Annotated in this window: 12 protein-coding genes; 7 read left to right on the top strand and 5 right to left on the bottom strand. The window is 32.7% G+C overall.

Going from position 1 to position 6971, the window contains the following annotated elements; translation table 11 throughout:
- The first annotated feature begins 246 nt into the window (after positions 1–246).
- Entirely contained in the window at positions 247–702 is a 456-nt protein-coding gene (locus BT156_RS20745) for a hypothetical protein (RefSeq protein WP_139255546.1), read from the top strand.
- Between the two features lie 90 nt (positions 703–792).
- Here the strand turns inward: BT156_RS20745 and BT156_RS22620 are convergent, their stop codons facing one another.
- Complete coding sequence (locus BT156_RS22620) at positions 793–1017, bottom strand: Tn3 family transposase (RefSeq protein ID WP_072412833.1); 225 nt, start codon at positions 1015–1017, stop codon at positions 793–795.
- 728 nt (positions 1018–1745) lie between these two features.
- Entirely contained in the window at positions 1746–2336 is a 591-nt protein-coding gene (gene ribA / locus BT156_RS20735; RefSeq protein ID WP_072412832.1) for a GTP cyclohydrolase II, read from the bottom strand.
- Between the two features lie 96 nt (positions 2337–2432).
- Between ribA and BT156_RS20730 the strand changes: the two genes are divergently transcribed.
- From BT156_RS20730 to BT156_RS20710, 6 genes are read left to right on the top strand one after another with little or no spacing between them, the layout of a single operon-like run.
- A complete protein-coding gene (locus BT156_RS20730) occupies positions 2433–3092 on the top strand; it encodes a hypothetical protein (protein ID WP_072412831.1) in 660 nt (219 codons plus the stop codon).
- A gap of 56 nt (positions 3093–3148) precedes the next feature.
- Positions 3149–4471 carry an ABC1 kinase family protein gene (locus BT156_RS20725; protein WP_072412830.1) on the top strand — a complete coding sequence of 441 codons (1323 nt, stop codon included), beginning with the start codon at positions 3149–3151 and terminating at the stop codon, positions 4469–4471.
- A gap of 1 nt (position 4472) precedes the next feature.
- Positions 4473–4625 (top strand): DUF2256 domain-containing protein, encoded by a 153-nt coding sequence (locus BT156_RS20720; protein WP_072412829.1) that lies wholly within the window; start codon positions 4473–4475, stop codon positions 4623–4625.
- The gene (locus tag BT156_RS20715) at positions 4609–4890 is read left to right on the top strand and encodes a TIGR03643 family protein (protein ID WP_072412828.1); all 282 of its coding nucleotides are present in this window, start codon (positions 4609–4611) and stop codon (positions 4888–4890) included. Before BT156_RS20720 ends, BT156_RS20715 begins: the two co-directional genes overlap by 17 nt.
- The gene (locus BT156_RS22515; RefSeq protein ID WP_262484316.1) at positions 4887–5021 is read left to right on the top strand and encodes a hypothetical protein; all 135 of its coding nucleotides are present in this window, start codon (positions 4887–4889) and stop codon (positions 5019–5021) included. Before BT156_RS20715 ends, BT156_RS22515 begins: the two co-directional genes overlap by 4 nt.
- Before the next feature lie 45 nt (positions 5022–5066).
- Entirely contained in the window at positions 5067–5717 is a 651-nt protein-coding gene (locus BT156_RS20710) for a MarR family winged helix-turn-helix transcriptional regulator (RefSeq protein WP_072412827.1), read from the top strand.
- A gap of 196 nt (positions 5718–5913) precedes the next feature.
- Here BT156_RS20710 and BT156_RS20705 read toward each other — a convergent pair whose 3' ends face one another.
- From BT156_RS20705 to BT156_RS20695, 3 genes are read right to left on the bottom strand one after another with little or no spacing between them, the layout of a single operon-like run.
- Positions 5914–6249 (bottom strand): hypothetical protein, encoded by a 336-nt coding sequence (locus BT156_RS20705; protein ID WP_072412836.1) that lies wholly within the window; start codon positions 6247–6249, stop codon positions 5914–5916.
- Positions 6225–6653 (bottom strand): helix-turn-helix domain-containing protein, encoded by a 429-nt coding sequence (locus tag BT156_RS20700; protein WP_072412826.1) that lies wholly within the window; start codon positions 6651–6653, stop codon positions 6225–6227. The genes BT156_RS20705 and BT156_RS20700 overlap by 25 nt, the downstream gene beginning before the upstream one ends.
- Complete coding sequence (locus BT156_RS20695; RefSeq protein WP_139255545.1) at positions 6643–6888, bottom strand: hypothetical protein; 246 nt, start codon at positions 6886–6888, stop codon at positions 6643–6645. Before BT156_RS20695 ends, BT156_RS20700 begins: the two co-directional genes overlap by 11 nt.
- Positions 6889–6971: the final 83 nt, after the last annotated feature.

Genomic DNA, 6971 nt, shown 5'->3' with positions numbered 1-6971 from the left:
ACCATAAAAGAGTATCAAAATTTAATGTCTAATCAATCTAAAAATGTAGCATAAAGAGTATATAAATTTTGTCTCAAAAATAGTTGCAAGTTCAGATTAACTTTTATACTTCAGGCTGGTACACTTAATATAGGAAGTGGAAACTTAGTTTATTCGGTAACGGGTACACCTACTACAGTCACAACAATGAATATCCCAGTATCATTTAATGGTGCAACTACTTGTACTGTTTCCAAGGCTGCTCAATTGCCATCGACGCCTCCTCCTCCAGATGGACCTTATGATTGGATTATATATAACAGTGATACTAATACAAATTTTCAAGTTTCACTTTTGGGAGTTACAGGAACTGTCAGCCAAAGAACTCCTGTTGCAAAAGTCTCATGTGTATATATTGATAACATTCTTAATCAAATATCAGCAGGTACAACTAATACATGGAAATTCAATAAACTTATAGGTTATTCAAATATGGCGATTTATACTAGGCAAGGAAATGCAAGTACTAGTATTCCTACTTTCTGGAGAAACGGAGTACAAGTATTTCCTACAAAGCATTGGGATTATGTTGAAAATTGCGTTGGTGATCCTAATCCAAGGATGCATTGGGTAAGCCATAAAGGAGTATGGTTCGATGAGATTAGACTTACTGCGGATACAACTTCTATAATATATATAGGCTTGAGAACAGTTGCTCCATAATAAGCATTTTAAAATTACAGTAAAAGAATTTAATATTAAAAATAGTTTAGAAAGAGGCTGTCTCAAAAGGGCAGTCTCTTTTTTTTACTCTCATCGAAAAAGTAAATCCAGTAAAAATTTTGTTCCGAAAAACCTTCCCAAATCTCTACACGATTGATATAATAAATTTTGCCAGGCATAATAATTAAGCCTTTTTAATAATACTGAAGATTTGGTATGCCTAAGTCTTACTGTAGCCGCAGTTCTAAGGATCTGCTCCCGATCTTTAGTATGATCTGTTTTCAATTTCCTTATATTTAAAATGCGATTTTCCAACTTTAGAGGAGTAACTCCGTTTGGGAAAAAGCAGTTCTTAGAGGTAATAAAATCGTTCGATTTTTATGCTTTTAATATTCTTTGATTATTAACATTATCACATTTTTGATAGCACCAATTTTATTTAAATGATCTCCAGATATAATAACTCCACTATTTTAAATTTATTTTTTGTGAATTCCTTCTACTTAATTTTACTCACACACCCATTTCAAACAACTGAATTACAGCTAACTACACTCTTTAAGTGAATTTACAGTAAGGGTTTTTCAGCTCAGTGGTTTTACATTTGCACCTATAAATTTATGAAAATAATTTAATTAATATTTTACAAAAACTGTAGTACTATAAAAATACAAATTTAATATAAAGTCTTAAGATCTTTAAAACAGGATGGTCTTTAGAATACACAAATAAAAACTTTTGTATTGACAACAAAAGGGTTGCAGCAAGTCTCTTTCAGATTGTGATTATTTAGCTCTTTTTGGAACCGCATAAAACAAAAAATGCTGTAAAACATTTATTTTACAGCATTTTTACTATTTTTATTAATAGTTAAGGAAAGAAGGATTCGAATTCTTTCCTCAAATCCGTATGGACACTATATTCTAACAAATCATAAATCAGAGAATACCCCTACTCTATTATCTTCTATCCGAGAGAATTAAAGATCATCATAGATCGATTTTTACCTGATATCAGAAATTATCCTGAAACAATGAAGACAGTTATATTTTTTCCAAAAGATGCCCAAAATAATTTTTCTTTTTAATAAGATAAGATTCATTCGTTGCGTTAGAATCAATTTCCAGAGGAATTCTTTTATTAAGCAAAATACCGCTATTGTCAAGAGATTTTAATTTTTCAGGATTATTGGTTAATAAATTTACCCTTGAAACAGTAAGTATTTTAAGCATTTCAATGGCTACACCAAAATCTCTTCCGTCTGCGGGAAGACCTAATCTCAGATTCGCTTCCACCGTATCAAGACCTTCTTCCTGAAGGGCGTACGCTTTCAATTTGTTTATAATTCCAATATTTCTTCCTTCCTGTCTTAGGTAGATAATAATTCCTCCGTTTTCCGAAACAAATTTCATTGCGGCATCCAATTGCTGTCCGCATTCGCATTTTCTGGAATGAAAAACTTCTCCCGTAATGCATTCTGAATGGAAACGCACATTCACAATATCATTAAAATCTGTTTTCTCCGCAACCCAAACCAAATGAGGATTCCAGTCATTTTCATTTTCGGAAAAAGCATAAACTTTAAACATTCCAAAATCTGTAGGTATATTAGATTGAGCTTGTATTTTCAACATGAGTTATAATTTGAATGATTGTTATAGTACAAATTTATACTTTATTTATTTAATTGGTAAAATTAATTACTAAATTTGTCATAAATAAAATCTATAATGGAAAAAGAAAATTTGATAACAGAAGAAAAAATATTCGAACTGTATGGCGATTATATACTGAATCATGGTGAAAGACCAAAAAACATTTACAGATTTGCCAAAGACAATGATTTCGAAGAAAAATATTTTTATGATTACTTTTCAAGTTTTGAGCAGATAGAAAAGCTCATGCTGGCCAATCTTTTTAATAAGTCTGTAGAACTGGCTTCGGAAGTCAATAATTCCGACGAAGTAACTTCGAAAGAAAAATTACTGAATGTCTATTTTATCTTTTTTGAAAATATGACGATGAACAGATCTTTAGTATTAATGATTTTAGGAAATGATAGATTACGCGCTGCGAAAATCTCAAATCAGCTGAAGGAAACACACCGGAATTTCATCAAAACCTTAGACTTCAACGACTGGGAAATGATAGAAAAAGCTAAGGATAATATAAAAAACTTTCACGAAAAAGCTAGAGAAGAAGCTTTATGGCTACATTTGGTTTCTGCCATCGAGTTTTGGAAAAAAGATACTTCGCCTTCATTCGAAAAAACGGATATCTATATCGAAAAAACAATTGATACAGGATTTGAATTAATGGATAACGAACCGTTACGAAAAGTTTTGGATCTCGGAAAATTTTTATTTAAAGAAAATTTCAAAAAAAATTAAATGAAACTTCCAATGATGGAAGTTCCATCTGACCTTAATCAATAAGAAATTTACAGATGAAAACACTTAATAAAATTCCGACCGGAAAACTTGAAAGAACAAGCAGTTTGCTGAAAGCAGGTGCAAAAGTAGGCGTTAACTACATCAAATATTACGGAAACAAGATCACGAAAGACAAAAACGAAGACGAAGCGCTGAAAACATTAAATGAAGATAATGCAACAGACATTTATGACTCTCTGAAAGAACTGAAAGGCTCTGCTTTAAAGGTTGCTCAAATGCTGAGTATGGAAAAAAACATTCTTCCGCAGGCTTATGTGGAGAAATTTTCCCTGTCACAGTTTTCCGTTCCGCCACTTTCCGGAGCTTTGGTAAAGAAGACTTTCAGAAAATATTTCGGCAAAAATCCGGAAGATATTTTTGATGAATTTACTCCAGAATCTGTAAATGCGGCAAGCATCGGTCAGGTTCATAAAGCTAAGAAAGGCAATAAAAACTTTGCGGTAAAAATCCAATATCCGGGAGTGAGAGAAAGCATTTCCAGCGATCTGAAAATGGTAAAGCCGATTGCGATGAAAATGTTCAACATCAAAAAAGAAGGTTCCGAATCTTATTTTCAGGAAGTAGAAAATAAACTGTTTGAGGAAACCGATTATGATCTTGAACTGAAAAGAAGTCAGGAAATTTCTGAAAAATGCAGCCATCTCCCGAATCTTCAGTTTCCGAAATATTACCCTGAATTTTCCTGCGAAAGAATCATCACAATGGATTGGATGACCGGAAAACATTTTTCTGAATTCACCAAACAAAATAATTCTCAGGAAAACCTCAACAAAATCGGGCAGACACTTTGGGATTTTTATATGTTCCAGATGCATATTCTAAAGCAGGTTCACGCAGATCCGCATCCCGGAAATTTCTTGATTTCTGATGATAATAAACTTTTGGTCATTGATTTTGGATGTATCAAAGAAATTCCGAACGATTTCTATCAACCCTATTTTGAATTAGCTAAAAATGAGAATTTGAATAATCCTGAGATTTTCAGGGAAAAATTATATCAGCTTGAGATTCTGAGATCTGATGATTCAGTTCAGGAACAGGAGTTTTTTACCAAATTATTCTACGAGCTTTTAGAATTGTTTACCAGACCATTTAATGCTGATAATTTTGATTTTTCTGATGAAAACTTCTTTCAGGAAATTGCCGACCTTGGACAGCGTTATGCTAAAATGAGTGATATGAAAGGAATGAATACCAACCGAGGTTCAAAGCATTTCATTTATCTGAACCGAACGTTTTTCGGATTGTATAATATGATGCACGATTTGAAAGCGAAGAATATTGAAATTAATCATTATAAAAAATTCATCCTGTAAAATGCCCGCTGATTTGCCTTCAAAAATCTGCGAAGTTTGCGGATTGCCATTTAACTGGCGAAAAAAATGGAAGAAAAACTGGGAAGACGTAAAATATTGCAGTGAAAAATGCCGAAGAAATAAAAATCTGAACAAAAATGCTGAAAAAATTTAGTCCCGAACAAACAGACCGAATTATCGAAATGGCTTGGGAAGACAGAACGCCTTTTGAGGCCATCGAATTTCAATTTAAAATAGCTGAATCAGAAGTGATTGAATTGATGAGAACCGAACTGAAATCATCAAGCTTTAAGCTTTGGAGAAAAAGAGTGAATTCCGGAATCAGTAAAAAACATCTGATGAAAAGAAATCCGGAAATTGACAGATTCAAATGCAGCAGACAAAGAACAATAAGTCACAATAAAATTTCTAAACGATGAAAAATATAGTAATTATCGGTTGCGCAGTGGAAATGGCAAAAATAACCGAGTTTTTACTGTCAGCAGATTCTTCCTGGATAACGGGACAAATCATTGGGATTGACGGCGGAATGGGAAGTATTAAACTTTGATTGATTCACAATAAATAAAACTTATATCTTTACATAAATTAAACTATGCACACTGATTTTTTTATTGATCTTCTTCTTAAGGTAAAGGATTTTGAAAACTCGAAAGCCTATAAGCCCAATTGTAATGTGGAAGATTTCCGGATGTGGCTGAACGACAAAAAATATACAGAAGAAAGCCCCACAAAGCTCTTTAAAAATGAAAAGCATACCGTTTTTTTTACCGAAAACGAAATCTGCAAACAGGTTTTGCTTCTGAGCAGATATTCCAAACAATTGATAAGGAAAGGCCTGGGAGATTTTCCTGAGCTCGCCAATGAAGAATTCACTTATCTGTACCGCTTAAAAGATGAGCCAGATCTAACAAAAATTCAGCTTATCGAACGAAACGGGCACGAAAAACAAACCGGAACTCAAATCATAAAAAGACTGCTGGAATATGGACTGATAGAAGAAAAAAATGACAGCGAAGACAAAAGAAGCAAAAGGCTGAACATCACAAAAAAAGGTGAAGAAATGTTTCATAAGTCTGTTAATAAAGTAAATATGACATCCAATATCTTATCTGGAAAATTAATGGATGAAGAGAAAACTGAGCTTTTTAGAATACTAAAAAACCTGAACGAATTTCACGCTCATATTTATGCAGATTATAAAGGAGCTGCTATAGAAGAGATTAGCGAAGTTTTCGGATTATGAGATAACTTCATTTGATTAATAAACTTCTATGTTCAGATAAAATTGTTTGAAACGCCGCCGATTATTACTGATGATATAGAAAGTTTATTTCACTTTGTTTCAATAAACTTTTTTATGTCTGAAAATTCACAAAAAATCGTTTTCCCATAAGCCTCAGAATAAGGATAAAAAGTTACATTTTATGTTGATAGATAAATTATTTTCTGCTGAATTTATCTTTCCATTTTTTTATCGTATTTCTGCTCAGGCTATAATAATTGGCTAACTCCGTATCATTCAGCCTATTTACTTTCTGGTAATCCAGTATGGCTATTATTGTTGAATGATCATAAGAACGGTATTTTTGACTGGTATATACCTTTCCGAAAATAATCTCATTCAGTTTGATGACTTCCAGAGTAGATAGCTTTTTTTTGGAAAGATAATATTGACATTCCCCTGTTTTTTCAGGATGCTTCATCATGATGAGATCAGAATATATCTTAATATAATCGGGAAAATCTATATTTATCTCGGATGCTTTTTTATCCATTTGTATAAGGTGGTTTTTGGTATTTTATATTCTTCAATAATCTGTGCTTTACTTTTTTCTCCGGAAGCAACAAGATCGAGTATAAAATCTATGATTTCTTTTGTGTAGACACTCTTCCGGAATTCAACCGATTTGGGATTGCCTGCATCTCTTCTCTGATTGAGGTTTTGGCTTTTGGGAGGGGAATACAGAACCAGATGCTGGGAATATATCCTGAAAAAATCATATTCCAATAACTTGCTCCACTTCAAAAGAATATCCGTACCAAGATTTTCGGATTCATACATGGCTTCTATTTCTCTTTCAGAACATTTAAAAAACTTACATATACGGGATATTTCTATGCTGTATTTCTCTGCATGTTGACTGATTAAGCTTCCAATATGTATATCTTTAAAATTCATTTTTGCTGATCTTTATTTTAGAATACTGAAGAGATTTTTTCAGGATTGTATACTGATTGGGACTAAGTCCGAACAGCCTGTAACTGAAAGTTAAGTATTTTCCTCTGTCAGATTTTATGATTAGGAAGAGTGTTTCTTTGTGTAAACGATAATAAACGGAAACTCCAAAGAAACTCCCAGTATTTTTTGTGTAAGCAATGGTAGGAAATTGCCACAAAAGGGATTTCTGTGGCAATTTTAATTGATCATTGTGTATTTAGAATCTGTGGTAGCAGAAAAATCTACACCCTTTTTTGTTATATATTGAGTGTTTAGGGG

The organism is Chryseobacterium limigenitum (assembly GCF_900114875.1).
Lineage (GTDB): Bacteria > Bacteroidota > Bacteroidia > Flavobacteriales > Weeksellaceae > Chryseobacterium > Chryseobacterium limigenitum.
The sequence above is the reverse complement of the archived record's forward strand: the minus strand, read 5'-3'. Positions and strand labels throughout refer to the sequence as shown.

Excerpts from the sequence above, each read along its gene's own strand:
- ribA (WP_072412832.1), bottom strand. The coding sequence starts at position 2,336 with ATGTTGAAAATACAAGCTCAATCTAATATACCTACAGATTTTGGAATG.
- BT156_RS20730 (WP_072412831.1), top strand. The coding sequence starts at position 2,433 with ATGGAAAAAGAAAATTTGATAACAGAAGAAAAAATATTCGAACTGTAT.
- BT156_RS20725 (WP_072412830.1), top strand. The coding sequence starts at position 3,149 with ATGAAAACACTTAATAAAATTCCGACCGGAAAACTTGAAAGAACAAGC.
- BT156_RS20720 (WP_072412829.1), top strand. The coding sequence starts at position 4,473 with ATGCCCGCTGATTTGCCTTCAAAAATCTGCGAAGTTTGCGGATTGCCA.
- BT156_RS20715 (WP_072412828.1), top strand. The coding sequence starts at position 4,609 with ATGCTGAAAAAATTTAGTCCCGAACAAACAGACCGAATTATCGAAATG.
- BT156_RS22515 (WP_262484316.1), top strand. The coding sequence starts at position 4,887 with ATGAAAAATATAGTAATTATCGGTTGCGCAGTGGAAATGGCAAAAATA.
- BT156_RS20710 (WP_072412827.1), top strand. The coding sequence starts at position 5,067 with ATGCACACTGATTTTTTTATTGATCTTCTTCTTAAGGTAAAGGATTTT.
- BT156_RS20705 (WP_072412836.1), bottom strand. The coding sequence starts at position 6,249 with ATGGATAAAAAAGCATCCGAGATAAATATAGATTTTCCCGATTATATT.
- BT156_RS20700 (WP_072412826.1), bottom strand. The coding sequence starts at position 6,653 with ATGAATTTTAAAGATATACATATTGGAAGCTTAATCAGTCAACATGCA.